Annotated in this window: 20 protein-coding genes and 1 pseudogene; 15 read left to right on the top strand and 6 right to left on the bottom strand. The window is 58.7% G+C overall.

Annotated elements, in window-relative coordinates; translation table 11 throughout:
• The 13 genes and pseudogenes from nuoE to ACQ4MY_RS13435 all read left to right on the top strand — a co-directional run bounded on the left by nuoE (position 1) and on the right by ACQ4MY_RS13435 (position 15237).
• The gene (gene nuoE / locus ACQ4MY_RS13495) at positions 1 to 498 is read left to right on the top strand and encodes an NADH-quinone oxidoreductase subunit NuoE (protein ID WP_007920186.1); all 498 of its coding nucleotides are present in this window, start codon (positions 1 to 3) and stop codon (positions 496 to 498) included.
• Entirely contained in the window at positions 495 to 1850 is a 1356-nt protein-coding gene (nuoF, locus tag ACQ4MY_RS13490; RefSeq protein WP_008082856.1) for an NADH-quinone oxidoreductase subunit NuoF, read from the top strand. Before nuoE ends, nuoF begins: the two co-directional genes overlap by 4 nt.
• Positions 1851 to 1984: 134 nt before the next feature.
• Positions 1985 to 4699: an NADH-quinone oxidoreductase subunit NuoG gene (gene nuoG, locus ACQ4MY_RS13485; RefSeq protein ID WP_440095453.1), complete on the top strand. Its 2715-nt coding sequence runs from the start codon at positions 1985 to 1987 to the stop codon at positions 4697 to 4699.
• A complete protein-coding gene (gene nuoH, locus ACQ4MY_RS13480; RefSeq protein WP_008082852.1) occupies positions 4696 to 5703 on the top strand; it encodes an NADH-quinone oxidoreductase subunit NuoH in 1008 nt (335 codons plus the stop codon). Before nuoG ends, nuoH begins: the two co-directional genes overlap by 4 nt.
• Positions 5704 to 5714: 11 nt before the next feature.
• Positions 5715 to 6263, top strand: coding sequence for an NADH-quinone oxidoreductase subunit NuoI (nuoI, locus tag ACQ4MY_RS13475; RefSeq protein WP_007920177.1), 549 nt, complete (start codon positions 5715 to 5717; stop codon positions 6261 to 6263).
• Positions 6264 to 6272: 9 nt separating this feature from the next.
• Positions 6273 to 6773: an NADH-quinone oxidoreductase subunit J gene (gene nuoJ, locus ACQ4MY_RS13470; RefSeq protein WP_008082850.1), complete on the top strand. Its 501-nt coding sequence runs from the start codon at positions 6273 to 6275 to the stop codon at positions 6771 to 6773.
• Positions 6774 to 6776: 3 nt separating this feature from the next.
• On the top strand, positions 6777 to 7085 hold the full coding sequence (nuoK, locus tag ACQ4MY_RS13465; RefSeq protein ID WP_003223790.1) for an NADH-quinone oxidoreductase subunit NuoK: 309 nt from the start codon (positions 6777 to 6779) through the stop codon (positions 7083 to 7085).
• The gene (gene nuoL, locus ACQ4MY_RS13460; RefSeq protein WP_008082848.1) at positions 7082 to 8935 is read left to right on the top strand and encodes an NADH-quinone oxidoreductase subunit L; all 1854 of its coding nucleotides are present in this window, start codon (positions 7082 to 7084) and stop codon (positions 8933 to 8935) included. Before nuoK ends, nuoL begins: the two co-directional genes overlap by 4 nt.
• A 39-nt stretch (positions 8936 to 8974) precedes the next feature.
• The gene (gene nuoM / locus ACQ4MY_RS13455) at positions 8975 to 10507 is read left to right on the top strand and encodes an NADH-quinone oxidoreductase subunit M (protein ID WP_008082846.1); all 1533 of its coding nucleotides are present in this window, start codon (positions 8975 to 8977) and stop codon (positions 10505 to 10507) included.
• Between the two features lie 7 nt (positions 10508 to 10514).
• On the top strand, positions 10515 to 11978 hold the full coding sequence (gene nuoN, locus ACQ4MY_RS13450) for an NADH-quinone oxidoreductase subunit NuoN (protein WP_008082842.1): 1464 nt from the start codon (positions 10515 to 10517) through the stop codon (positions 11976 to 11978).
• A gap of 236 nt (positions 11979 to 12214) precedes the next feature.
• Complete coding sequence (locus ACQ4MY_RS13445) at positions 12215 to 12901, top strand: hypothetical protein (protein WP_440095451.1); 687 nt, start codon at positions 12215 to 12217, stop codon at positions 12899 to 12901.
• A gap of 567 nt (positions 12902 to 13468) precedes the next feature.
• A pseudogene (locus tag ACQ4MY_RS13440) lies at positions 13469 to 13564 on the top strand (transcriptional regulator); the annotation flags it as partial.
• 347 nt (positions 13565 to 13911) lie between these two features.
• Positions 13912 to 15237 (top strand): OprD family porin, encoded by a 1326-nt coding sequence (locus ACQ4MY_RS13435; protein WP_440095449.1) that lies wholly within the window; start codon positions 13912 to 13914, stop codon positions 15235 to 15237.
• A 206-nt stretch (positions 15238 to 15443) separates the two neighbouring features.
• On the opposite strand, the gene ACQ4MY_RS13430 is transcribed toward ACQ4MY_RS13435, so the two are convergent.
• From ACQ4MY_RS13430 to ACQ4MY_RS13405, 6 genes are all read right to left on the bottom strand, one after another.
• Positions 15444 to 15824: a DUF6124 family protein gene (locus ACQ4MY_RS13430; RefSeq protein WP_440095448.1), complete on the bottom strand. Its 381-nt coding sequence runs from the start codon at positions 15822 to 15824 to the stop codon at positions 15444 to 15446.
• Positions 15825 to 16287: 463 nt separating this feature from the next.
• Positions 16288 to 16620 carry a DUF2790 domain-containing protein gene (locus ACQ4MY_RS13425; RefSeq protein WP_440095447.1) on the bottom strand — a complete coding sequence of 111 codons (333 nt, stop codon included), beginning with the start codon at positions 16618 to 16620 and terminating at the stop codon, positions 16288 to 16290.
• 79 nt (positions 16621 to 16699) lie between these two features.
• Positions 16700 to 16903, bottom strand: a complete 204-nt coding sequence (locus ACQ4MY_RS13420) for a co-regulatory protein PtrA N-terminal domain-containing protein (RefSeq protein ID WP_440095445.1) — start codon at positions 16901 to 16903, stop codon at positions 16700 to 16702.
• A gap of 250 nt (positions 16904 to 17153) precedes the next feature.
• Positions 17154 to 20306: a CusA/CzcA family heavy metal efflux RND transporter gene (locus ACQ4MY_RS13415; protein WP_440095444.1), complete on the bottom strand. Its 3153-nt coding sequence runs from the start codon at positions 20304 to 20306 to the stop codon at positions 17154 to 17156.
• Positions 20307 to 20321: 15 nt separating this feature from the next.
• The gene (locus tag ACQ4MY_RS13410) at positions 20322 to 21515 is read right to left on the bottom strand and encodes an efflux RND transporter periplasmic adaptor subunit (protein WP_440095443.1); all 1194 of its coding nucleotides are present in this window, start codon (positions 21513 to 21515) and stop codon (positions 20322 to 20324) included.
• A 49-nt stretch (positions 21516 to 21564) separates the two neighbouring features.
• Positions 21565 to 22812, bottom strand: a complete 1248-nt coding sequence (locus ACQ4MY_RS13405; RefSeq protein ID WP_440095442.1) for a TolC family protein — start codon at positions 22810 to 22812, stop codon at positions 21565 to 21567.
• A 411-nt stretch (positions 22813 to 23223) separates the two neighbouring features.
• Here ACQ4MY_RS13405 and ACQ4MY_RS13400 point away from each other — a divergent pair, with 411 nt between their 5' ends.
• Complete coding sequence (locus ACQ4MY_RS13400; protein ID WP_440095441.1) at positions 23224 to 23898, top strand: heavy metal response regulator transcription factor; 675 nt, start codon at positions 23224 to 23226, stop codon at positions 23896 to 23898.
• Positions 23895 to 25301: a heavy metal sensor histidine kinase gene (locus ACQ4MY_RS13395; RefSeq protein ID WP_440095440.1), complete on the top strand. Its 1407-nt coding sequence runs from the start codon at positions 23895 to 23897 to the stop codon at positions 25299 to 25301. The genes ACQ4MY_RS13400 and ACQ4MY_RS13395 overlap by 4 nt, the downstream gene beginning before the upstream one ends.
• Positions 25302 to 25379 lie beyond the last annotated feature (78 nt).

Here is a 25379-nt window from a genome sequence, read left to right as displayed (position 1 = left end):
ATGAACAGCACGCTTATCCAGACAGACCGTTTCACCCTCAGTGAAACCGAGCGCTCGGCCATCGAGCACGAGCTGCATCACTACGAAGACCCGCGCGCGGCGTCGATCGAAGCCCTGAAGATCGTTCAGAAGGAACGCGGCTGGGTGCCGGATGGCGCCCTGTACGCAATCGGCGAGATCCTCGGCATCCCGGCCAGCGACGTTGAAGGTGTGGCGACGTTCTATAGCCAGATTTTCCGTCAGCCGGTTGGCCGTCACATCATTCGCGTCTGCGACAGCATGGTCTGCTACATCGGCGGCCACGAGTCGGTGGTCAGCGAAATCCAGAACAATCTGGGCATCGGCCTGGGTCAGACCACCACCGACGGTCGTTTCACCCTGCTGCCGGTCTGCTGCCTCGGCAACTGCGACAAAGCACCGGCGCTGATGATCGACGACGACACCTTTGGTGATGTGCAGCCTGCTGGCGTCGCCAAACTGCTCGAGGGCTACGTATGACCCTGACATCTTTCGGTCCTGCCAACCGCATTCAGCGTTCGGCCGAGACTCACCCGCTGACCTGGCGTCTGCGTGACGACGGCGAAGCCGTGTGGCTCGACGAGTACCAGGCCAAGAACGGTTACGCCGCTGCGCGCAAAGCCTTCGCCGACATGGATCAGGACGCCATCGTCCAGACCGTGAAAGACGCAGGCCTGAAAGGTCGCGGCGGTGCCGGCTTCCCCACGGGCGTGAAGTGGGGCCTGATGCCCAAAGACGAATCCATCAACATCCGCTACCTGCTGTGCAACGCGGATGAAATGGAGCCGAACACCTGGAAAGACCGCATGCTGATGGAGCAACTGCCCCATCTGCTGATCGAAGGCATGCTGATCAGTGCGCGCGCGCTGAAAACCTACCGTGGCTACATCTTCCTGCGCGGCGAATACACCACCGCCGCCAAGCACCTCAACCGTGCTGTGGAAGAAGCCAAGGCTGCGGGCCTGCTGGGTAAAAACATTCTCGGCAGCGGCTTCGATTTCGAGCTGTTCGTCCACACCGGTGCCGGGCGTTACATCTGCGGTGAAGAAACCGCACTGATCAACTCCCTCGAAGGCCGTCGCGCCAACCCGCGCTCCAAGCCGCCCTTCCCTGCCGCCGTCGGCGTGTGGGGCAAGCCGACTTGCGTGAACAACGTCGAAACCCTGTGCAACGTGCCGGCGATCATTGCCGACGGCGTTGACTGGTACAAATCGTTGGCCCGCGAAGGCAGCGAAGACATGGGCACCAAGCTCATGGGCTTCTCCGGCAAAGTCAAAAACCCGGGCCTGTGGGAATTGCCATTCGGCGTCACCGGCCGCGAGCTGTTCGAAGACTACGCCGGCGGCATGCGCGACGGCTTCAAGCTCAAGGCCTGGCAGCCAGGTGGCGCCGGTACCGGTTTCCTCCTGCCTGAGCACCTCGACGCACAAATGTACGCCGGCGGCATCGCCAAAGTGGGCACCCGTATGGGTACCGGCTTGGCGATGGCAGTGGATGACAGCGTCAACATGGTCTCCTTGCTGCGCAACATGGAGCAGTTCTTCGCTCGCGAGTCGTGCGGTTTCTGCACCCCGTGCCGTGATGGTTTGCCATGGAGCGTGAAGCTCTTGATGGCCATCGAAGAAGGCCGCGGTCAGCCAGGCGACATCGAGACCCTGCTGGGTCTGGTCAACTTCCTCGGCCCGGGCAAGACCTTCTGTGCTCACGCACCGGGTGCCGTGGAACCGTTGGGCAGTGCCATCAAATACTTCCGTCCAGAGTTCGAAGCCGGTATCGCGCCAGTCAGCGCCGCCGTCCCGCCTCTGGCAAGGCCGATCGTAATCGGCGCGTAAACGCTTAATAAGGTGAAGGGCCTGGGCCTTTCACCTCCTGCGATGACGCCTTTCGAGGCTGGTTTGATTCGCACGGATAACAAGATTCCATTAGCCACGCCCGCTGACACCGGGCCAACGAAGACCTTTGAACCATGGCCACTATCCACGTAGACGGCAAAGCGCTCGAAGTCGACGGGGCAGACAACCTGTTACAGGCATGTCTGTCGCTGGGCCTCGACATTCCATATTTCTGCTGGCACCCCGCGCTTGGTAGCGTCGGGGCTTGCCGCCAGTGCGCGGTCAAGCAGTACACCGACGAGAACGACACCCGTGGTCGCATCGTCATGTCCTGCATGACGCCTGCCACCGACAACACCTGGATCTCCATCGAAGATGAAGAATCCAAGGCGTTCCGCGCCAGTGTTGTTGAATGGCTGATGACCAACCACCCGCACGACTGCCCTGTGTGCGAAGAAGGCGGTCATTGCCACCTGCAAGACATGACAGTGATGACCGGCCACAACGAGCGCCGTTATCGCTTCACCAAACGCACCCACCAGAACCAGCAACTGGGCCCGTTCATTTCCCACGAAATGAACCGCTGCATCGCTTGCTACCGCTGTGTGCGTTTCTATAAGGATTACGCTGGCGGCACCGACCTCGGTGTGTTCGGCGCCCACGACAACGTGTACTTCGGTCGCGTTGAAGACGGCACCCTCGAAAGCGAGTTCTCCGGCAACCTCACCGAGGTCTGCCCGACCGGTGTGTTCACCGACAAGACTCACTCGGAGCGCTACAACCGTAAGTGGGACATGCAGTTCTCGCCGAGCATCTGCCATGGCTGCTCGAGCGGTTGCAACATCTCCCCGGGCGAGCGTTACGGTGAACTGCGTCGCATCGAAAACCGTTTCAACGGTTCGGTGAACCAGTACTTCCTGTGCGACCGTGGCCGTTTCGGTTATGGCTACGTCAACCGCACCGACCGTCCACGTCAGCCGCTGCTGGCCGACGGCACCAAGCTCAGCCTCGATGCTGCACTGGATAAAGCGGCTGATCTGCTGCGCGGTCGCAACATCGTCGGTATCGGTTCGCCGCGTGCCAGCCTCGAAAGCAACTACGCGTTGCGCGAACTGGTCGGCGCCGAGCACTTCTACTCGGGTATCGAAGCGTCCGAACTGGAACGCATCCGTCTGGTCTTGCAGGTGCTGAACGACAGTCCGCTGCCTGTGCCGAACATGCGTGACATCGAAGACCACGATGCGATCTTCGTCCTCGGTGAAGACCTGACCCAGACCGCCGCCCGTGTGGCGCTGTCGCTGCGTCAATCGGTCAAAGGCAAAGCTGAAGACATGGCCGAAGCCATGCGTGTTCAGCCTTGGCTGGATGCTGCAGTGAAGAACATCGGTCAGCACGCGCTGAACCCGCTGTTCATCGCCAGCCTGGCGGAAACCAAGCTCGACGACATCGCTGAAGAATGCGTACACGCAGCTCCGGACGATCTGGCGCGCATCGGTTTCGCCGTTGCCCACGCACTGGACGCCAGCGCCCCGGCCGTTGAAGGTCTGGACGCCGAAGCACTGGAACTGGCTCAGCGCATCGCCGACGCCCTGCTCGCGGCCAAACGTCCGCTGATCATCGCCGGTACTTCGCTGGGCTCCAAAGCCCTGATCGAAGCCGCCGCGAACATCGCCAAAGCACTGAAACTGCGCGAGAAGAACGGTTCGATCAGCCTGATCGTGCCGGAAGCCAACAGCCTCGGTCTTGCCATGCTCGGTGGCGAATCGGTCGACGCGGCGCTGCAAGCCGTCATCGACGGCAAGGCTGACGCGATCGTTGTGCTGGAAAACGATCTGTACACCCGCACCGCCAAAGACAAGGTCGATGCCGCACTGAACGCTGCGAAAGTAGTGATCGTTGCTGATCATCAGAAGACCGCGACCACCGACCGTGCGCACCTGGTTCTGCCAGCGGCGAGCTTCGCCGAAGGCGACGGTACGCTGGTCAGCCAGGAAGGTCGCGCCCAGCGCTTCTTCCAGGTTTTCGATCCGCAATATCTGGATGCGAGCATTCTGGTTCATGAAGGCTGGCGCTGGCTGCACGCCCTGCGCGCGACCCTGCTGAACCAGCCGATCGACTGGATGCAACTCGACCACGTCACCGCTGCCGTTGCTTCGAGCACCGCGCAACTGGCGCGTATCGTCGACGCCGCACCGTCGGCGGCGTTCCGCATCAAGGGTCTGAAACTGGCGCGTGAGCCGCTGCGTTACTCCGGTCGTACCGCAATGCGCGCCGACATCAGCGTTCACGAACCACGCACCCCGCAAGACAAAGACACCGCGTTCGCCTTCTCCATGGAAGGTTACTCGGGTTCGGTTGAACCGCGTCAGCAAGTACCATTTGCATGGTCGCCGGGCTGGAACTCGCCGCAAGCGTGGAACAAGTTCCAGGACGAAGTCGGCGGTCACATCCGTGCTGGCGACCCAGGCACCCGCCTGATCGAAAGCACTGGCGATTCGCTGAACTGGTTCGCCGCAGCACCGCGTGCCTTCAACCCGGCAGCGGGTACCTGGCAAGCCGTGCCGTTCTTCCACCTGTTCGGCAGCGAAGAAAACTCTTCGAAAGCCGCGCCGGTTCAAGAGCGCATTCCGGCCGCTTACGTGGCACTGGCGAAATCCGAAGCGGATCGTCTGGGCGTCAACGAAGGTGCATTGCTGAGCCTGAACGTGGCCGGTCAGACCCTGCGTCTGCCGCTGCGCATCAATGAAGAACTGGGCGCAGGTCTGGTGGCATTGCCTGCGGGCATCGCCGGCATTCCACCGGCATTTGCCGGCGTATCCGTCGACGGTCTGCAGGAGGCAGCGCAATGACCTGGTTCACCCCTGAAGTGATCGATGTGATCCTGACGGTCATCAAAGCCATCGTGATTCTGTTGGCCGTGGTGGTCGCCGGTGCGTTGCTCAGCTTTGTCGAACGTCGCCTGCTGGGCTGGTGGCAGGATCGTTACGGTCCGAACCGCGTTGGCCCGTTTGGTATGTTCCAGATCGCCGCCGACATGCTGAAGATGTTCTTCAAGGAAGACTGGACGCCGCCGTTTGCCGACAAAGTGATCTTCACTTTGGCGCCAGTGGTGGCCATGTCCGCCTTGCTGATCGCGTTTGCGATCATCCCGATCACCCCGACCTGGGGCGTCGCGGATCTGAACATCGGCCTGCTGTTCTTCTTCGCCATGGCCGGTCTGTCGGTCTACGCGGTGTTGTTCGCCGGCTGGTCGAGTAACAACAAGTTCGCCCTGCTCGGCGCCCTGCGTGCTTCGGCGCAGACCGTGTCCTACGAAGTGTTCATGGGCCTGGCCCTGATGGGCATCGTGGTCCAGGTCGGCTCGTTCAACATGCGCGACATCGTCGAATACCAGGCGCAGAACCTGTGGTTCATCATTCCGCAGTTCTTCGGCTTCTGTACCTTCTTCATCGCTGGCGTCGCCGTGACTCACCGTCACCCGTTCGACCAGCCGGAAGCGGAGCAGGAACTGGCCGACGGTTACCACATTGAATACGCCGGTATGAAATGGGGCATGTTCTTCGTTGGTGAATACATCGGCATCATCTTGATCTCGGCGCTGTTGGTCACCCTGTTCTTCGGTGGCTGGCACGGTCCGTTCGGCATCTTGCCGCAACTGTCCTTCCTCTGGTTCGCACTGAAGACCGCGTTCTTCATCATGCTGTTCATCCTGCTGCGCGCGTCTATCCCGCGTCCGCGTTATGACCAGGTGATGGATTTCAGCTGGAAATTCTGCCTGCCACTGACCCTGATCAATTTGCTGGTGACCGCTGCGGTCGTGTTGTGGAACACGCCTGCAGTCGCGGTTCAGTGAGGATTTGACCCATGTTCAAATATATTGGCGACATCGTTAAGGGTACTGGTACCCAGTTGCGCAGCCTGGTCATGGTCTTCGGCCATGGCTTTCGCAAGCGCGACACCCTGCAATACCCGGAAGAAGCGGTCTACCTGCCACCACGCTACCGTGGTCGTATCGTCCTGACCCGTGACCCCGATGGCGAAGAGCGTTGCGTTGCCTGCAACCTGTGCGCCGTGGCTTGCCCGGTGGGTTGCATCTCGCTGCAGAAAGCTGAAACCGAAGACGGTCGCTGGTACCCGGACTTCTTCCGTATCAACTTCTCGCGCTGCATTTTCTGCGGTCTCTGCGAGGAAGCCTGTCCGACCACCGCAATCCAGCTGACACCGGATTTCGAGATGGCCGAGTTCAAACGTCAGGATCTGGTGTACGAGAAAGAAGATCTTCTGATCTCCGGCCCCGGCAAAAACCCTGATTACAACTTCTATCGTGTTGCAGGTATGGCAATCGCTGGCAAGCCGAAAGGCTCCGCACAGAACGAAGCCGAACCGATCAACGTGAAGAGCTTGCTGCCTTAAGGAAGAACGATGGAATTCGCTTTCTATTTCGCATCGGGTATCGCTGTTGTGGCCACGCTACGTGTGGTCACCAACACCAACCCTGTGCACGCCCTGCTCTACCTGATCATTTCGTTGATCGCTGTGGCCATGACCTTCTTCGCACTCGGCGCACCGTTCGCTGGCGTGCTGGAAGTGATCGCCTACGCCGGCGCCATCATGGTGCTGTTCGTGTTCGTGGTGATGATGCTCAACCTCGGCCCCGCCGCGGTTCAGCAAGAACGCGCCTGGCTCAAGCCCGGTATCTGGGCAGGGCCGGTGATTCTCGCCGGGCTGCTGCTGGCCGAACTGCTGTATGTGCTGTTCGCTCACCAGAGCGGTCAGGCCATCGGCCACACCACCGTAGACGCGAAAGCCGTGGGCATCAGCCTGTTCGGCCCGTACCTGCTGGTGGTCGAACTCGCCTCGATGCTGCTGCTCGCTGCAGCCGTCACGGCGTTCCATTTGGGCCGTAACGAGGCGAAGGAGTAAGTCATGCCTGCTATCCCTCTCGAGCATGGATTGGCCGTTGCCGGCATCCTGTTCTGCCTTGGTCTGGTCGGCCTGATGGTCCGCCGCAACATTTTGTTCGTGTTGATGAGTCTGGAAGTGATGATGAACGCCTCTGCACTGGCGTTCATTGTCGCGGGCGCCCGTTGGGGCCAGCCGGATGGACAGATCATGTTCATCCTGGTGATCAGCCTTGCAGCTGCCGAGGCCAGTATTGGTCTGGCGATCCTGCTGCAACTGTATCGCCGCTTCCATACGCTCGATATCGACGCTGCCAGTGAGATGCGCGGATGAACCTGATCTTTCTGACTTTCGTATTCCCTCTGATCGGTTTCCTGCTGCTGTCGTTCTCCCGTGGACGCTGGTCGGAAAACCTCTCGGCGCTGATCGGCGTGGGTTCCATTGGCTTGTCGGCGATTGTCGCCGCTTACGTCATCTGGCAATTCAACGTCGCACCACCCGAAGGCGGTCACTACACCCTGGTGCTGTGGAAGTGGATGGCGGTCGAAGGCTTCAAGCCTGACTTCGCCCTCTACGTCGACGGCCTGTCGGTCACCATGCTTGGTGTGGTGGTTGGCGTCGGTTTCCTGATCCACCTGTTCGCGTCCTGGTACATGCGCGGCGAAGCGGGCTACTCGCGCTTCTTCTCGTACACCAACCTGTTTATCGCCAGCATGCTGTTCCTGGTGCTCGGCGATAACCTGTTGTTCCTGTACTTCGGCTGGGAAGGCGTGGGCCTGTGCTCGTACCTGTTGATCGGTTTCTACTACAGCAACCGCAACAACGGTAACGCCGCACTCAAGGCCTTCATCGTGACCCGGATCGGCGACGTGTTCATGGCCATCGGCCTGTTCATCCTGTTCCAGCAAGTGGGCACGCTGAACATCCAGGAACTGCTGGTGCTGGCACCGCAGAAATTCCAGGTCGGCGACTTCTGGATCACTTTGGCGACCCTGATGCTGCTGGGTGGCGCAGTCGGTAAATCGGCACAACTGCCGCTGCAAACCTGGCTCGCGGACGCGATGGCCGGCCCGACTCCGGTTTCGGCACTGATCCACGCCGCCACCATGGTGACTGCCGGTGTGTACCTGATCGCCCGTACCCACGGTCTATTCACCCTGGCGCCGGAAATCCTGCACCTGGTAGGCATCGTTGGTGGTGTGACCCTGGTTCTGGCAGGTTTCGCCGCGCTGGTTCAAACCGACATCAAACGTATCCTCGCCTACTCGACCATGAGCCAGATCGGCTACATGTTCCTGGCGCTGGGCGTTGGTGCATGGGATGGCGCGATTTTCCACCTGATGACCCACGCCTTCTTCAAGGCTCTGCTGTTCCTTGCTTCCGGTGCAGTGATCGTTGCCTGCCACCACGAGCAGAACATCTTCAAGATGGGCGGTCTGTGGAAAAAACTGCCACTGGCCTACGCCAGCTTCATCGTTGGCGGCGCGGCACTGGCTGCCCTGCCACTGGTCACCGCAGGCTTCTACTCCAAGGACGAAATCCTCTGGGAAGCGTTCGCCAGCGGCAACCACGGTCTGCTCTACGCAGGTCTGGTCGGCGCGTTCATGACCTCGCTGTACACCTTCCGCCTGATCTTCATCACGTTCCACGGTGAAGCCAAGACTGAAGCCCACGCCGGTCACGGCATCGCTCACTGGCTGCCACTGTCGGTGCTGATCGTATTGTCCACCGCCATTGGCGCGATGATCGTTCCGCCACTGCACGGCGTACTGCCTGAAAGCGTTGGCCATGCTGGCGGCGAAGCCAAGCACAGTCTGGAAATCGCCTCGGGTGCTATTGCCCTGGCCGGTATCCTGCTGGCAGCGCTGCTGTTCCTCGGCAAGCGTCGCTTCGTCACGGCGATCGCCAACAGCGGCATCGGCCGTTTCCTTTCGGCCTGGTGGTTCGCTGCCTGGGGCTTCGACTGGATCTACGACAAACTGTTCGTCAAGCCTTACTTGGCGATCAGCCACGTACTGCGCAAAGACCCGCTCGACCAGACCATCGGTCTGATCCCGCGTATGGCCAAGGGTGGTCACACTGCCCTGAGCCGCACCGAGACCGGTCAACTGCGTTGGTACGCTGCTTCGATGGCTGCTGGTGCCGTGCTGGTGATTGGCGCCATCGTGCTGGTAGCGGTCTGATATGAACCTTGCGAATTTGCGAAAGGAAACGAGCCCGTCATGATTCTGCCTTGGCTAATCCTGATCCCCTTCATCGGCGGCCTGCTGTGCTGGATGGGTGAGCGCTTCGGCGCTACCCTCCCGCGCTGGATTGCGCTGTTGACCATGACCCTGGAACTCGCCCTCGGCCTCTGGCTGTGGGCCCACGGTGACTATTCATTTGCCCCGGCGCCTGGCGCCGATCCGACCTGGGCGCTTGAGTTCAAGCACATCTGGATCGCGCGTTTCGGCATCAGCGTGCACCTGGCCCTCGACGGCCTGTCGCTGTTGATGATCCTGCTGACCGGTCTGCTGGGTATCCTCTCGGTACTCTGCTCGTGGAAAGAGATTCAACGTCACGTTGGCTTCTTCCACCTGAACCTGATGTGGATCCTGGGCGGCGTTGTCGGCGTGTTCCTCGCCCTCGACCTGTTCATGTTCTTCTTCTTCTGGGAAATGATGCTGGTGCCGATGTACTTCCTCATCGCGCTCTGGGGTCACAGTTCTTCGGACGGCAAGAAAACCCGGATCTACGCGGCGACCAAGTTCTTCATCTTCACTCAGGCTTCCGGCCTGATCATGCTGGTGGCGATCCTCGGTCTGGTGCTGGTCAACTTCAACAACACTGGCGTGATTACTTTCAACTACGCCGATCTGTTGAAAACCAAGATGTCGATGACCACCGAGTACATCCTGATGCTCGGCTTCTTCATCGCCTTCGCGGTCAAGCTGCCGGTCGTGCCGTTCCACTCGTGGTTGCCTGATGCTCACGCCCAGGCGCCGACTGCAGGTTCCGTCGACCTCGCCGGTATCTTGCTGAAAACCGCTGCTTACGGTCTGCTGCGTTTCGCCCTGCCGCTGTTCCCGAATGCCTCGGCCGAGTTCGCGCCGATCGCCATGACCCTCGGTCTGATCGGGATCTTCTACGGTGCGTTCCTCGCTTTCGCGCAAACCGACATCAAGCGTCTGATCGCCTTCTCGTCCGTTTCCCACATGGGTTTCGTGTTGATCGGCATCTACTCCGGCAGCCAACTGGCCCTGCAAGGTGCAGTGATCCAGATGCTGGCGCACGGTGTCTCGGCAGCCGCACTCTTTATCCTCAGCGGTCAGTTGTACGAGCGTCTGCACACTCGTGACATGCGTGAGATGGGCGGTGTGTGGTCGCGTATCGCTTACCTGCCGGCAATCAGCCTGTTCTTTGCAGCCGCGTCCTTGGGTCTGCCGGGTACCGGTAACTTTGTCGGTGAGTTCCTGATCCTGATCGGCTCTTTCGCGAGCTGGCCGTGGATTACTGCGATTGCCACTTCCGGCCTGGTGTTCGGTTCGGTCTACTCGCTGATCATGATCCACCGTGCCTACTTCGGTCCGGCGAAATCGGATTCGATCCTGCACGGTATGGACGCTCGCGAACTGATCATGGTGCTAGGCCTTGCGGTGTTGCTGATCTACATCGGCGTCTACCCGCAACCGTTCCTCGACACTTCTGCCGCCACGATGCATGGCGTTCAGCAGTGGCTCGGCACCGCCTTCACTCAACTCGCTTCGGCCCGGTAAGAGCGCTATGGAATTCACGATTCAACACTTTATTGCGCTTGCGCCACTGTTGATCACCAGCCTCACCATTATCGTGGTGATGCTGGCAATCGCCTGGCGCCGCAACCACTCGCAGACCTTCCTGATTTCGGTGGCGGGTCTGAACCTGGCCCTGTTGTCGATCCTGCCTGCCCTGAAAGTCGCGCCTCTGGCCGTGACTCCTTTGCTGCAGATCGACTCGTTTGCCTGTCTGTACATGGCGCTGATCCTGGTCGCCACCCTCGCCTGCGTCACCCTCGCCCACGCCTACCTCGGCGATGGCGGTTCGGGTTACCCGGGCAACCGTGAAGAACTGTACCTGCTGATCCTGATGGCCGCCGCCGGTGGTCTGGTTCTGGTCAGCGCGCAGCACCTGGCCGGCTTGTTCATCGGTCTGGAACTGCTCTCGGTACCGGTTTACGGTCTGGTGGCTTACGCCTTCTTCAACAAGCGTTCGCTGGAAGCCGGCATCAAATACATGGTGCTGTCGGCCGCCGGTTCCGCGTTCCTGTTGTTCGGTATGGCGCTGCTGTACGCCGATTCGGGTTCGCTGAGCTTCGTCGGTATCGGTCAGGCTCTGGCTGCGACTGGCCTGCCTAGCTCGCTGGCGCAACTGGGTCTGGGCATGATGCTGATCGGTCTGGCGTTCAAGCTGTCGCTGGTGCCGTTCCACCTGTGGACGCCGGACGTCTACGAAGGTGCTCCGGCACCGGTGGCAGCGTTCCTCGCAACCGCTTCGAAAGTGGCCGTGTTTGCAGTAATGGTGCGTCTGTTCCAGATCTCCCCTGCTGCCAGCAGTGGTGTACTGAGCGATGTGCTGACCGTTATCGCGATCGCTTCGATCCTGTTCGGTAACCTGCTGGCCCTGACCCAGAGCAACCTCAAGCGTCTGCTCGGTTACTCGTCCATCGCGCACTTCGGCTACCTGCTGATCGCACTGGTGGCGAGCAAGGGTCTGGCGGTGGAGGCCATCGGCGTATACCTGGTCACCTACGTGATCACCAGCCTCGGCGCTTTCGGCGTGATCACCCTGATGTCCTCGCCGTACAACGGCCGTGACGCGGATGCGCTGTACGAATACCGCGGCCTGTTCTGGCGTCGTCCGTACCTGACCGCTGTGCTGACCGTGATGATGCTGTCGCTGGCCGGTATCCCGCTGACCGCTGGCTTCATCGGCAAGTTCTACATCATCGCTACCGGTGTGGAATCGCACCAATGGTGGCTGGTCGGTTCGCTGGTTCTGGGCAGCGCCATCGGCGTCTTCTACTACCTGCGCGTGATGGTCACTCTGTACCTGATCGAGCCAAACTTGCGTCGCCACGACGCCCAACTGCACTGGGAACAGAAGGCAGGCGGCGTGATGCTGCTGGCCATCGCCCTGGTCGCATTCTTCCTGGGTGTGTACCCGCAGCCATTGCTGACACTGGTTCAGCAGGCGGGTCTGGCGGGCTGATAGTTCGGCTGGCTAGAAATGAAAACGGCACCTTCGGGTGCCGTTTTTGTTTTTGTGGGATTTTTACTGATGCCCTGCCCTTCCTGCTGAAAGCCCAGAAAGCTCCCGCTCAATTATCGGTTTCGTCCTACAGTCCGCATCCGGCTGTTGGAGCTATTGTGTATGTGTGAGGCAACGCGAAAACTCGAAGGCACATTGAAAGTACTTGCCGACCAACAGGGCACAAGGAAACCATATTGAACACTGACAACATCCACACCACATATGAAAAAATGTATGCATACGAAGAAGAGATAAAAAACAGCATCTCGATAAAAACTCAAATAATTTTTACCGCGATATTTGCGCTAGCTTCTGCAACCATCTACCTAGCTCGTTTTTTGGATTTCACCTTCAACCCCGAAATTGCATACATCATTTCCTTTCTAGTAGCTTTAACCCTGACAATCTCAACCATCTCTACATACTTCAACTTCAGAGCCTTTAGCGGATCTGAATTCAACAGAATGCCATACGCAGAAAAAATAAAAGAGTATTACGACAGCCAAACACAATACAACATTGAACTTGGCAAATATAACTCACAGGTATCGCAGCACGAGCAAATACCTTTGATCGATCCTGACAAAGAAACTGCAAGCTTCATTTCAAACACCTACATCAGTTGCTCCACACACAATGCGTTAGTCAATGAAGAGCGATCACGATGGGTTTTCAAGTCCATTTCAACTTTTCTGATGGCCTGCATTCCTCTTGCTATCGGTAGCTTGTTGTTTGTCCTTTTTGACATGGATACCTCCTCGCCCAGGAAAAATTTTGCAATAAAAGATATGTACGTGGGCGACCAAATATCCGACTTGAGAAAGCAGTTGCTGAATGACTCAAAAGCCGAAGGCCTAGCAGATCTGAAAAAAGGACTATAATCCTTGAGAATATACTTCTTGAAAAAGGGGCAGGGAAATTGAGCGAATCCAATAAGCCAACATCAAGTGAAAAAAAACCTTTGCCCCAAGCTCCTGTCAAACCGACTGTTCCATTTTCTAGAAGAACATACGACGATGTTAACGGCGGTGCCAATAGGGATCAGAAATGAAAGCTACTGATGATCGGTCTAAGCCACAGAATCCGACAAGACCTACACCACCAGAGAAACCTTCTGCACCGGTTGTACGTCGTATCGTTAACGAAAAAGTCATCAATAGAAAAGAGATAGCTTTAGATAACAGATGACAACGCAACTAAAGTGCTCTTGTCCTCGCAGAACTTTATAATAAAGGCGGCACCTTCAGGTGCCGCTTTCGCGTTTGTAGGATTCAGTATCAGCAGACTGCGCCAGCGCGTCCAGATGATCGCTCGCTATGCTTTCTTGGTCTTCACACTTCCACCTTTTTAAGATTTTTCCTGCAAAGCAGTGAGCAATGGCTTACATTCTGCAGAAGGTAATTGCGGTTAAATTTGAGGATCACCTATCAAGTGGAGATCCACGAACCATGAAGCGGGACATTTATTCAGAATTGATGGATGGTCTTGATGCGTTAGCCGAAGAACGCCAAGGCAGAATCACATTGAAGAAGACGCGTGTAGAACGGATCGGCGCCATGAAGGGCAAATTCACACATCCCCACGAAATTGATACCTCTCTATCAAAAGGTTTGCTGGATATCTTCAAAAGGTAAAAATCCACGCCTGCTTTCATTTGATCTATCTGACTCACCCTGACCACTGTGGGAGCAAGCTCGCTCCCACAGGTTTGTGTGGCGTTCACTCAATCCAAATAACCACATGACGAAATTGTAATTCCCTCATCACCTTGGCGTTATCCGCAGCTTGCAACGATGTGACCCGGTGACCAATGCCGGCGGGCCCTGCCCCGCCGAATAATAAAACCCACGCCGACGCACGTTCCCGTTCTGCCGAACCCAAGGAGTGTTTGATGGTTAACCCTACAAAAATATCGATGGCCGCTTTAGCGGTGGTGGTCGGCTCCGGGCCGTCCGTGGTGTTTGCAGAAGACAAGCCTGAAGGCTTTGTCGAAGGCAGCAGCCTGACGCTGCTCAACCGTAACTTCTACTTCAATCGTGATCATCGCAACGGCCAGTCCAGCCCGACCGGCAATGGTTATTCCGAAGCCTGGTCGCACGCGGTGATCAGCAAGTTCGAATCCGGTTTCACTCAAGGCACCGTCGGCGTCGGTGTCGATGCGTTTGCGATGGTCGGGCTGAAACTCGATACCGGTGGCGGCCGTAATGGCGGGCGCAGTTCGTTTGATGTGTTGCCGGTCAACAGCGATGGCGAGGCGCGGGACGAATACACCAAGGTCGGTGGCGCTGCGAAAATCCGGGCGTTCGATACGGTGGTCAAGGTTGGCGATGTGTTCCCGGCCAATCCGGTGGTGGCGGCGGGTGACTCGCGCTTGTTGCCGGAAAGCTTTCGCGGGGTGACGGCGACCAACACCAGTATTGAAGGTTTGTCGGTTCAGGGCGGTCGACTGCACGCGATGAGCCAACCGGTGTCCAGCGACATGCGCGAGAACTTTGCCACCTTCTACGGCGGGCCGGTCAATTCGCCGTGGATCGCTTATGGCGGCGGCGATTATGTGCTGAACAAAAACCTCAGTTTCAGCCTGTACTCCAGTCGCCTCAAGGATGCGTGGAATCAGTATTACGCTGGCACTGCCTGGACCTATCCGCTGTCGAACGACCTGTCACTGTTCGGTGGCCTGAACTATTACAAGGCCGTCGATGAAGGCAAACAACTGCTCGGCGAATTCGACAACAACATCTGGAGCGGTCGCGTCGGCTTCAAACTCGGCGCCCACTCCGTCGCCCTCTCCCACCAACGCAACAACGGTAATGACGACTTCGATTACCTGCGCCAGTCCGATTCGATATTCCTCGACAACTCGATCCAGTACAGCGACTTCAACTCGCCGAAAGAGCGTTCGTGGATGGTGCGCTATGACCTCGACATGAGCACTTACGGCGTACCCGGTTTGTCGTTCATGACTCGCTACGCACGCGGCACCGACGCTGATTATTCCAACGCCAACGCCGTGTATATGCGCCGCGATGCCGAGGGCAATCCGCTGACCGATCAGAAACGTTGGGAGCGCGATATCGAAGTCAAATACGTGGTGCAAAGCGGCTCGATGAAAGACCTGTCGCTACGCTTGCGCCAAGCCACGACTCGCGCCACGGCGTTCGAGTCGGATCTGGATGAAGTGCGGGTGATTGTCGAGTATCCGTTGGCGATTCTTTGATTGCGCGGTTGATGCAAATTCACCTTTAGAAGCTCCTTGCTCCTTTGGTAAGAGGTGAATCTTTTGGCGTCCTTCGGGGCGCTTTTTTTATACCCACCGAAAAAGCAAACCCTGTAGGAGCTGCCGAAGGCTGCGATCTTTTGATCTGGAGGTTTTAAAAAGCAAGATCAACAGATCGCAGCCTTCGGCAGCTCCTACTGAGGTGGTTATGGGGTGGGATCGACGTTATCCAGTGCTTTGTTCACCGCCAGTTCGCCGAGCATGACTACCTGCGCGATGCCCAGCAGTGTCTTGCGGTGCATGCCTTCCAGCTGAGCGGCGAAATCACCGAGCATCACCGTGGCCGAGGCCAGGGATTCGCAGGCGTTGACCAAAAGGGATTCAGTGTCGGCGTGCGGATTGACGTGGTACATGTCGCTGGGGGTGTAAGGGGTGGCCATGATCTGGGCCGCGGGATTGAGGTAGAAGTCGAGCGCGCGGTCGGCGGCTTCGTGGAGTTTTCGGGTGTCGACGGAGGCGTAAGGGGATGTTGAGTTGGCGTCGGGGATGGCGTCTGTTTCTGGGGGATTTGGGGTTGGCTTTTTCATAATGTTTTACTCAGCTTGAAGGTGGAGCTGGCCCTTTCGGTTCCACGCGAAAGGGTGGCAGCTGTACGCAGGTTGGAACCCGGGCAACTGAGCAAACCCGACAGACTCGAAGTCTCCCGCGCACAGCCGCCATAACGGAGTGCACACATGAAAGTGCGCAAGCATACGTCATGAACAGTGCGTTTTGCTTCAGTTGAGCCACGGGGTTCCAATCCCGATCGCTGAATTGGCAGCGACCCACACAGGCTAGAGAGCGGACGTCCGACGGACAACCTGAAAATATTGTGGGAAGGTTCCGCGATTCCCACACAACCTTTAAACATCACGAATTGAAATACGCAGCGTGATATCGAAATTCGCCCTCTGTAGGAGCTGCCGAAGGCTGCGATCTTTTGATCTGGAGGTTTTAAAAAGCAAGATCAACAGATCGCAGCCTTCGGCAGCTCCTACAGGGAACCGTGAGTCAGCCGCCGTTGTTTCGACATACGCCCATCACGTTGTACTTGATGGTGTTGAGCTGGCCGCTGGAGTCTTCATAGGTCATCGCGGTGGGCACCACATTGCAGGCTGGCGCAGGCTTCACCACGCTAACCACCTTGACCACGTCCAGCTTCATTCCGTATTCGTATTCCTTCACCAACGGCGGCGCTTTGCCCTGGTTGGCGGCGTACTCCTGCATGGCTTTGCTGTTGGCACTGAGCGCGCGTTCAAAAGTGCGGTCACCACCGCCTTCAGCCAGCACATTCATCGACATCGCCATAACAGCGCCGAATGCGATCCACTTGAGCATGTTCATATCCTTTTCCTTCCCGTCCGGGCGTAAAAAAAGCCCGGCATCGATGCGCGATGAAGGGCTTCTATAAAGGGCAGCAGGCTTACAGGTCGCGGGTTTTGTCGTCTTTCTTTTCATTGACGACCACCGGGTTGCCGGCGGCTTTTTCCTTGGCGACGAACAACTCCACGGAGCGCTCGCTGTTGGCCATCATTTTTTCGAAAGTGCGGTCGCCACCGCCTTCGGCCAGGGCCAGGGAAGACATCGCCAGAGCGGCTGCAAAAGCACTGATTTGAGCAAGTTTCATGGTTGATTCCTCGTTTAAGTAACTGACGGGATCAAGGTAACAAGGCGAACCTATCGTGACGGTGGCGGGGAAATTACAGATCCGTTATCTGCCGAAAACAGCCAAATCCCCAAACTGGAAAAAAACCTGTGGCGAGGGGATTTATCCCCGATGGGTCGCGCAGCGGCCCCTCTCTTGATCCAGAAAAGAAGCGGGCCTGCTGCGCAGTCCATCGGGGATAAATCCCCTCACCACAGGGGTTTTTGTTGATTTATGGGGTAGGGGTTATGTCCTCATCCCGGCGATGGGCGAGTTGGTAGAGCGCCGGCAAGATCAGCAACGTGAGGATCGTCGAGGAGAGAATTCCGCCGATCACTACGGTGGCGAGCGGCCGCTGCACTTCGGCGCCAGTGCCGGTGGCAAGCGCCATAGGAATAAACCCCAGCGACGCCACCAGCGCGGTCATCAACACTGGCCGCAGACGCGTCAGCGCACCCTCATGAATCGCGTCCGACAGCGACCGCCCCTCCTCCCGCAAATTACGAATGAACGCGATCATCACCAAGCCATTCAACACCGCCACCCCGGACAACGCGATAAACCCGACACCCGCCGAAATCGACAGCGGAATATCGCGCAACCACAGCGCCATGACCCCACCGGTCAACGCAAACGGAATCCCGGTAAACACCAGCAAACCGTCCTTGAGATTGTTGAACATCATGAACAACAAGCCGAACACCAGCAGCAGCGCAACCGGCACCACAATCTGCAAGCGTTTGGCCGCCGATTGCAGCTGCTCGAACTGGCCGCCCCAACTGGTCCAGTAACCGGCTGGAACCTGCACGTCACGTTCGATCACTTCGCCGGCCTCGCTGACAAACGAACCAATATCACGCCCGCGCACGTTGGCGCTGACGATCACCAGACGCTTGCCGTTCTCGCGGCTGACCTGATTCGGCCCGAGCACCAGGTCGAGGCTGGCGACGTCTTGCAGCGCGATGAAGCCGATCTGATTCGCCGCTCCATTCAAAGGCGCCGGCACCGGAATCAGCAATGCCGACAAGCCGTCGATGTCCTTGCGCATCGCATCGGACAGGCGCACGACCATATCGAAACGCCGGTCACCCTCATACAACGTCCCGGCCTGACGACCACCGACCGCAACCGCAATGGTGTCCTGCACATCACCCACATTCAGCCCATAACGCGCCGCCTTGTCGCGATCGATATTGATGGTCAGCACCGGCAAGCCAGTGGTTTGTTCGACCTTGACTTCAGAGGCGCCGTTAACCTTTTGCATCGCTGCGGCAATCTTCGCCGCCGTGGCATTGAGCACGTCCATGTCATCGCCGAACACCTTCACCGCGACATCGCTGCGTACGCCGGAGATCAGCTCGTTGAAGCGCAACTGGATCGGCTGCGACAGCTCATAGTTACTGCCCGGCAACATCGCGGCAGCGGCTTGCAGTTCGGCCATCAGGGTTTCGCGAGACTTGCCCGGGTCCGGCCATTGCTCTTTCGGCTTGAGCATCACGTAGCTGTCGGAGATGTTCGGCGGCATCGGGTCGGAGGCAATTTCGGCGGTGCCGGTGCGGGCGAACACGCGTTCGACTTCCGGCACTTTCGCCAGAATCAAGGTCTCCAGACGCTGCTGCATGTCCACCGATTGCGTCAGGCTCGTTCCCGGCACACGCAACGCTTGCAGGGCGAAATCGCCTTCGCTGAGGCTGGGTACAAATTCGCTGCCCATGCGGCTGGTGAGCACGCCGCTAAGCACGATCACACCCAACGCCGCGCCCACTGCGATTGCGCGATTGGACATGACCCAGGCCAGCGCCGGCGCATAAACACGACGCGCGCCGCGCATCACCGCACCCTCTTCTTCCTTGACCTTGCCGGTCACGAACAGCGCAATCGCCGCCGGCACAAAGGTCACCGACAACAGCATCGCGCCAAGCAAAGCGATGACCACAGTAAACGCCATCGGGTGGAACATTTTCCCTTCGACACCGCTCAGCGCGAAGATCGGCAAGTACACGACCATGATGATCAACTGGCCGAAAATCAGCGGTCGCCGCGCTTCTTTCGCTGCGGCAAAGACTTCCTTGAAACGCTCGGCACGAGTCAACAAACGCCCGTGATGCTGCTGCGCATGGGCTAGCCGTCGCAGGGTGTTTTCAACGATCACCACCGCGCCATCGACGATGATGCCGAAGTCCAGCGCACCGAGGCTCATCAGGTTGGCGCTGACTTTGTTGCTGAACATCCCGGTAAACGTGAACAGCATCGACAGCGGAATCACCATCGCGGTAATCAGCGCCGCCCGGATGTTGCCGAGGAACAGAAACAGAATCGCGATCACCAGAATCGCGCCTTCGATGAGGTTCTTTTTCACCGTGGCGATGGCTTTGTCGACCAGGTGTGTACGGTCGTAAACCGGCACGGCGATCACGCCTTGGGGCAAGGATTTATTGATCTGTTCAAGCTTGCTGGCCACCGCTTGCGAAACCGTTCGACTGTTCTCGCCGATCAGCATGAACACGGTGCCGAGCACTACTTCGCGACCGTTTTCCGTGGCCGCGCCGCTGCGCAATTCGCGGCCGATTTCTACCGTCGCCACGTTTTTCACGCGGATCGGCGTGCCGTCGACATTGGCCATGACGATATTGGCGATGTCCTCGGTGCTCGCCACTTGCCCCGGTGCGCGAATCAGCAATTGCTCGCCGCTGCGCTCGATGTACCCGGCGCCGACGTTGGCGTTATTGCGCTCCAGCGCGGTGACCAGATCAGTGAGCGTCAGTTTGTACGCCGCCAGCCGTTTCGGATCCGGCGCAATCTGATACTCCTTGGCGAAACCGCCGATGGTGTTGATCTCGGCCACACCCGGCACATTGCGTAATTGCGGTTTGATGATCCAGTCCTGAATCACCCGCAAATCGGTTGGCGTGTAGCTTGTGCCGTCGTCCTTGAGCGCGCCCTCCTTCGCTTCAACCGTCCACAGAAAAATCTCGCCGAGCCCGGTGGAAATCGGCCCCATCATCGCTTCCGCGCCTTCGGGCAATTGCTCCTTGGCGATCTGCAAACGCTCGTTGACCAACTGACGAGCAAAGAACAGGTCGGTGCCGTCCTTGAAGATCACTGTGACTTGCGACAGACCCGAACGCGACAGCGAACGGGTCTGTTCCAGTGCCGGCAAACCGGCCATTGCGGTTTCAATCGGGAAGGTGATGCGCTGTTCGGTTTCCAGCGGCGAGAACCCGGCAGCGCCGGTGTTGATTTGCACCTGGACGCTGGTGATGTCGGGCACGGCGTCGATCGGCAGTTTTTGATAACTGGCGATACCGAGGCCGGCCATAAGCAGAACGGCGAGCAGGACGATAATGCGCTGCTCGATGGCAAACTGGATCAGGCGTTCGAACATGAGGACTTTCCAGAATTAATGAGAGTGCTCGGCCGAGGCTTTGCCCAGTTCCGATTTGAGGACGAAGCTGCCGGCGCTGGCGACTTGTGCGCCCGGTTCCAGGCCTTGAGTGATTTCCACGTGGCCGGCTGCGCGTCTGCCCAGCTCTACCGGCCGCGCTTCGAAGCCGTCATCGGTGCGGACGAACACGGTGGGTTTGTCCTCTACGGTCTGGATCGCGGTCTCCGGTACGGCGACTTTTGCTTCACGGCTGTCAGTGGCGACCAGCGCGGTGACGAACAGGCCTGGCCGCCATGAGCCTTGCGGATTTTCCAGGGTGACGCGAACGGTCGCGGTGCGCGTCTGTTCGCCGAGTAAACTGCCGACGTACGCCACGCTGCCGATCACTTCAGCGTTCAGTTCGGGCGCACTGACGGTCACCGCTTTGCCCACTTGCACCTTGGTCAAATCCTTCAGTGAAACGCCGAACGTCACCCACACCCGCGACAGATCGGAGAGCGTGAACGCCGCCGTGGTTTCATCGACCACCTCGCCCGGCGTCAGGTGTTTTTCCACCACGACACCGTCGAACGGTGCGCGCAGTTCGTAGCGATTGCCGCCGGTGGCGACCACGCTGCCGCTGAGCACGCTGATCTTTTGGCGCGCATTGCTCACAGCGATTTCAGCTTCTTGCAACGCCTGACGCGCCTGGAGGAAATCCTGCTCGGCGGAAATCTTGTCCTGCCAGAGTTTCTTCTCGCGCTCATAGGTGGTGCGCGCCAAGGCCAGGCGCCGTTGCGCGGCAGCCTGTTCGCTGCGCTGATCGGAGATCTGCTGACTGGCAATCACCGCGAGCAACTGGCCCTTCTTCACCGTCTGCCCGAGGTTGACCGCCACTGACTCGACCACGCCCGGCACACGCGGTACGACGTGGGCGGTGCGGTCTTCGTCGAAGCGCACTTCACCGGGGAACGGCAAGCCGAGGCTGATGTTTCGCGGTTTCGCTTCAGCCAATTGAATACCGGCGGCGGTGATCTGCTCGGCGGTCAGTTCGATGTGCCCTTCTTCGTCATGCTCGCTTTCAGCGGCGGCGCCCTCCTGCGCATGATCGGCGTGATCCGCCGCTTCATCCGCATGCGCGTCGATGGAGGCATTGCCCGACCACATCGATCCCACACCGATGCCTAGCGCCAAGGTCGCCGCAGCGACCACGATCAGTTTTTTATCCATGCAAACTCCTCTGCGCCGTGCCTGCGCGCAGTGATGTGAAAAGTGAAATTCAAGGGCTGACGGCGAGCTCGCCGAAGATCCGTTCGAGGCGTACGCGGGCGTCGGTGGCTTCGCTGACCGCCTGGATGTATTGGCTACGCGCGGCGATCAAGGTGCGCTGCGCATCGAGCACATCGAGGAAGCCGAACTTGCCCATTTCAAAGCCGCGCGTGGCGCTGTCGACCGCACGTTGCGCGGCGGGCAGGATGGTCTGGTTGAAGGCTGTGACTTCGCCGTTGGCTGTCTGCCATTGCGCAAGGCTGGTCTGGATTTCCGTGCGCAAGCGCAGCTCGGTGGCGTTGCGCAGATCCCGTGCCTGATCGGTGCGACGCGCGGCGGCGAGCACGTTGCCTTGATTGCGGTTGAACAACGGAATCGGCATCGACAGCCCGACCACGTTGACCCGTTCGCGCTCGGTTTCGCTGTATTGGCTGCCGAGGCTCACGGTCAGGTCGGGAATGCGCTGGGACTTTTCCAGGCCCAGCGATGCTTCGCGCTGATCGATCTGCAACGTGGCCAGACGTAGCTCGGCGGTCTCGTTCAAACGGTCCAGCAACTTGGTCGGTGGCGGGACGGCCGACATGCTTTGCGTAGCTGCCTGCACCTTGGTCGATGTCGGCAATGGTGTGCCCATGACTTGCGCCAATTGCTGATAGGCATTGGCCTGATCGCGTTCGGCGCGGCTCACTTCCAGGCGCACTTCCGAGAGCTGCACTTGCGCACGCGTGCCTTCGACCGGCGACGATTTACCCGCCTCGATCCGCCCTTGCGCCACCCGCACACCGTGCTCGGCCAGTTGCCGGGATTGACGCGATAACTGCAAGCGTTGCTGCGCGGTTTGCGCATTGTTGAACGCCTGAATCACATCGGCACGCAAGGCGTTGCGCTTGCGCTCAAGTTCAATGCCGGCGGCGTCCTGCGCGCGGCTGGCGACATCGATGCGTGCACCGCGTTTGCCACCCAGTTCGATTGGCTGACTGAGCATGATCGTCGTGGTGCGCGAGTCACGGCGGGTGTCTTCGGCTTCCCACGACACTTCGGGGTTGGGGATCAGGCCGGCCTGTTGGCGGTCACCTTCGGCGATACCGATTTCCCACTGCGCAGCGGCCAGATCCGGGTTGCCGGCGAAGGCGCTGTGCAGGGCTTGATCCAGCGTCAGCGTCGAGGCATTTGCCACGCTGGCACTGACCAACAACAGCAGGCCGCTGGCGGTTTTTTGCAGGCGTGATCGCGCCGTCAGTTCAATTAAACCGGGCAATGGCAGACTTCCTTTATTCAAGAATCTTTGATGCCGCCACGGTAGGGTTTTGAACTTATCGACAAGGTGACTGGAACATTACAAATCCGTTATCCACGGTTTGTACAAGTTGATTTGATCTACGATGCGGAGTGCCAACAGCGTCGTAGCAATACATCGAAACAAATGCTCTGCAGTTATCCGCCGAACAGTACTTGCCGGAATCAAAGTTGTAGGAATCTCGACCCTTACGCTGCGACAGCCTGTCGCAGACAGCCGATTTAAAGCCGTCAAGCGTTGACTCTGTAGTCACTTCAGCCTTTACCGTGCACGCCATTCATTGATTGAACTCCGTCCGGAAGTCCTTATAAAAACAACAACTATCCCGGCCACCTTACTTAAATACCCATTAAATAAAAGTGGTGAAAGATCATGCGAATCCTTGTCGTTGAGGACGAGCTTAAAGCTGCCGAATACTTGCATCAGGGTTTGACCGAAAGTGGTTATGTCGTTGATCACGCGGGCACTGGTGCCGATGGCCTGCACCTGGCGCAACAGCAAGCCTATGACTTGATTATTCTCGACGTGAATTTGCCGGAACTCGACGGTTGGGGCGTGCTGGAACAACTGCGCCGCACTCACTCCACGCGGGTGATGATGCTCACCGCGCGCGGGCGTCTGGCGGACAAGATTCGTGGCCTCGATCTGGGTGCCGACGATTATCTGGTCAAGCCGTTCGAGTTTCCCGAACTGCTGGCCCGGGTGCGCACGTTGATGCGTCGTAGTGAAAACATTCCCCTGCCGCAAGTGCTGAAAGTCGCGGACCTGGAACTCGACCCGGGCCGCCATCGCGCGTTCCGCGGTGCGCAGCGCATCGACCTGACCACCAAGGAATTCGCCCTGCTGCATCTGCTGATGCGCCAGTCCGGCGAAGTGCTGACGCGCACGCAAATCATCTCGCTGGTGTGGGACATGAATTTCGATTGCGACACCAACGTCGTCGAAGTGTCGATCCGCCGTTTGCGGGCGAAGATCGACGACCCGTTCGACAGCAAACTGATCCACACCCTGCGCGGTGTCGGCTACGTGCTGGAAACGCGCGAATGAAACCGGCCAGCCTGTCGATGCGCCTGGGTTTGACGGTGAGTATTCTCGGCGCGCTGTTGGTGGTGTTCCTGGCGATCTTGGCTTTTTTCGCCCTGACCCATGAGCTGAACTCGCTTGCCAGAGACAGCCTGGAAAAGAAAATGGCGCAGGTTGAACACAGCTTGTCGCTGTACGTCGACGCCAATGAAATCAGCGGCAAGCCGCATATTCTGCTGGATCAGGTGATGGGGCATGACAACCTCACGCTGACCATTTACGACCGCCTCAACCAGCGCTCGCCGCTGCTCAAATCCGGCTCGGGATTGAGCGATCCGCGCGTCGAATTGAAAGCGGTGCGCACCACCACCGATCAACTCGCCTACAGCGACAGCAGCGACGCGGAAGGCAAGAAATTCCTCACCGCCTCGAAACTGATTCGCCTCAAAGACGGCAGCAGCGTGCCGGTGTTGCTGTCGGTGGATAATGCGCACGATGAGGCATTGCTCAGCGCCTACCTGCGCTCGACGCTGATTGCCCTGCCGTTGTTGCTGGTGTTCATCGGCCTGACAGCGTGGGGCGCGGTGCAACGCGGATTGGCGCCGATGCGCGAATTTCGCAAAGTCGCGGCGATGGTCTCGACCCAGGATCTCGATCATCGGCTGTCGGTGGTGGACATGCCACAGGAGCTGAGCGAACTGGCGCACGGCATCAACTTCATGCTGCATCGGCTGGATGCGGGGGTGCAGCAGTTGTCGCAGTTTTCCGATGATCTGGCCCATGAGTTACGCACGCCGATCAATAACCTGATGGGCAAGGCGCAGGTGACCTTGTCCCGCGAGCGCTCGGTGGAGGAATACAAGGATGTGCTGGTGTCGTGCACCGAAGAACTGGAGCGCGTGGCGCGGATCGTTTCCGACATGTTGTTTCTGGCGCAGGTGAGTCATCCGTCAGCGCTGGCGCCGTTTGAATCGGTAGCGCTGGAGGTTGAAGTGACGAAAGTGGCGGAGATGTTTTCGTTGTCGGCGCAGGATAAGGGCATTCATTTGAACGTGGTCGGGAGCGCGACGGTGCTGGGTGATCGGTTGATGATTCAGCGGGCGATTTCCAATTTGTTGTCGAATGCGCTGCGCCACTGCCCGAACGGGAAAACCGTGACATTGCTGATCGAACAAGGTACGACCCAGGCCTCCCTGCTGGTCAGCAATCCTGGCGTCGGGATTGAGGCGCAACACCTGCCACATCTGTTCGACCGCTTCTACCGCGTCGACAGCAGCCGCTCACGCTCGCAGGGCAGCACCGGGTTGGGCCTGGCGATCGTGCGCTCGATCATGAGCCTGCATCAGGGAGTGGCGGAGGTTAAGAGCTTGCCGGGGGTGATGACGGTGTTTCGCCTAGGCTTCCCCACCCCCGAATCATCCGTGTAGGAGCTGCCGCAGGCTGCGATCTCTTGCTCTTGTTTTTAAATCAAGATCAAAAGATCGCAGCCTGCGGCAGCTCCTACA

Source organism: Pseudomonas sp. SM4 (assembly GCF_051913165.1).
Classification (GTDB): domain Bacteria; phylum Pseudomonadota; class Gammaproteobacteria; order Pseudomonadales; family Pseudomonadaceae; genus Aquipseudomonas.
The sequence above is the reverse complement of the archived record's forward strand: the minus strand, read 5'-3'. Positions and strand labels throughout refer to the sequence as shown.

Excerpts from the sequence above, each read along its gene's own strand:
- nuoK (WP_003223790.1), top strand. The coding sequence starts at position 6,777 with ATGCCTGCTATCCCTCTCGAGCATGGATTGGCCGTTGCCGGCATCCTG.
- ACQ4MY_RS13395 (WP_440095440.1), top strand. The coding sequence starts at position 23,895 with ATGAAACCGGCCAGCCTGTCGATGCGCCTGGGTTTGACGGTGAGTATT.
- nuoG (WP_440095453.1), top strand. The coding sequence starts at position 1,985 with ATGGCCACTATCCACGTAGACGGCAAAGCGCTCGAAGTCGACGGGGCA.
- ACQ4MY_RS13400 (WP_440095441.1), top strand. The coding sequence starts at position 23,224 with ATGCGAATCCTTGTCGTTGAGGACGAGCTTAAAGCTGCCGAATACTTG.
- nuoI (WP_007920177.1), top strand. The coding sequence starts at position 5,715 with ATGTTCAAATATATTGGCGACATCGTTAAGGGTACTGGTACCCAGTTG.
- ACQ4MY_RS13430 (WP_440095448.1), bottom strand. The coding sequence starts at position 15,824 with ATGAAAAAGCCAACCCCAAATCCCCCAGAAACAGACGCCATCCCCGAC.
- nuoH (WP_008082852.1), top strand. The coding sequence starts at position 4,696 with ATGACCTGGTTCACCCCTGAAGTGATCGATGTGATCCTGACGGTCATC.
- ACQ4MY_RS13415 (WP_440095444.1), bottom strand. The coding sequence starts at position 20,306 with ATGTTCGAACGCCTGATCCAGTTTGCCATCGAGCAGCGCATTATCGTC.
- nuoJ (WP_008082850.1), top strand. The coding sequence starts at position 6,273 with ATGGAATTCGCTTTCTATTTCGCATCGGGTATCGCTGTTGTGGCCACG.
- nuoM (WP_008082846.1), top strand. The coding sequence starts at position 8,975 with ATGATTCTGCCTTGGCTAATCCTGATCCCCTTCATCGGCGGCCTGCTG.
- ACQ4MY_RS13420 (WP_440095445.1), bottom strand. The coding sequence starts at position 16,903 with ATGAAACTTGCTCAAATCAGTGCTTTTGCAGCCGCTCTGGCGATGTCT.
- ACQ4MY_RS13410 (WP_440095443.1), bottom strand. The coding sequence starts at position 21,515 with ATGGATAAAAAACTGATCGTGGTCGCTGCGGCGACCTTGGCGCTAGGC.
- nuoE (WP_007920186.1), top strand. The coding sequence starts at position 1 with ATGAACAGCACGCTTATCCAGACAGACCGTTTCACCCTCAGTGAAACC.
- nuoF (WP_008082856.1), top strand. The coding sequence starts at position 495 with ATGACCCTGACATCTTTCGGTCCTGCCAACCGCATTCAGCGTTCGGCC.
- nuoN (WP_008082842.1), top strand. The coding sequence starts at position 10,515 with ATGGAATTCACGATTCAACACTTTATTGCGCTTGCGCCACTGTTGATC.
- ACQ4MY_RS13435 (WP_440095449.1), top strand. The coding sequence starts at position 13,912 with ATGGTTAACCCTACAAAAATATCGATGGCCGCTTTAGCGGTGGTGGTC.
- nuoL (WP_008082848.1), top strand. The coding sequence starts at position 7,082 with ATGAACCTGATCTTTCTGACTTTCGTATTCCCTCTGATCGGTTTCCTG.
- ACQ4MY_RS13425 (WP_440095447.1), bottom strand. The coding sequence starts at position 16,620 with ATGAACATGCTCAAGTGGATCGCATTCGGCGCTGTTATGGCGATGTCG.